Source organism: Campylobacter sp. JH32, from assembly GCF_017846535.1.
Lineage (GTDB): Bacteria > Campylobacterota > Campylobacteria > Campylobacterales > Campylobacteraceae > Campylobacter_D > Campylobacter_D coli.
Genome location: NZ_JAEQBS010000039.1, coordinates 1 through 648 on the forward strand (window position 1 = coordinate 1; position 648 = coordinate 648).

General features: G+C 21.5%; 1 protein-coding gene. It reads left to right on the plus strand.

Annotation, left to right across the window (positions count from 1 at the left end):
* Positions 1-538, plus strand: a 538-nt coding sequence (locus tag KAR67_RS09410; RefSeq protein ID WP_209830601.1) for a hypothetical protein, incomplete at its 5' end; no start/stop codon positions are given.
* Positions 539-648 lie beyond the last annotated feature (110 nt).

A 648-nucleotide genomic window follows, 5' to 3' on the forward strand; every position in this document is an offset into this window, starting at 1 on the left:
TAAATTAAAAAATAAAACAAAAACTATAAATTTTAAAACAATATTTAAAAAATTTACTTTGTTTCTTTTACCTGTATATCTTTTATTATTCTTAGTAGGAGGATGTTCTTATAAATATATGGATCCGCAGTATTATGAGTTTAAGAGCTTGTGTAAAGATAATAGTAATAAAATGATAGTGTTTAATAAAGATTATTTGGATTTAAAAAAACAATTTATTCAAGCTATGATGAATAATTCTAATATTAGAATTAAAAATAATGGTATAAAATATTTTTATAATGAAAAATTGAATTTGGAAATTCAACCTTCAAATTGGAAAGAAATAGAAACTAAATCACGCGAAATTAAACTTGGAATAGGAAAAGTAAAAGAAAAAGAAATAGAAGCTTGGTATATTGATGATAAAAATAACATTAAGTATCAAGAATTTAAACGATATTTGTATTATAATTATAATATATTTTTAAGAGGCGATGAGGGTGCTGGGTTTCATTTTGAATATGAGGAAATATTAGATTGTGAAGATGTTAGATAAAAAATTAGAAAGATAATTTGAGATTTAGATTTTTGGAATAACAAATGAGTAAAAACATTAAAACACAAGAAGCTAAATTAGACTTAATCACTAAATTTTTAGACTATGCT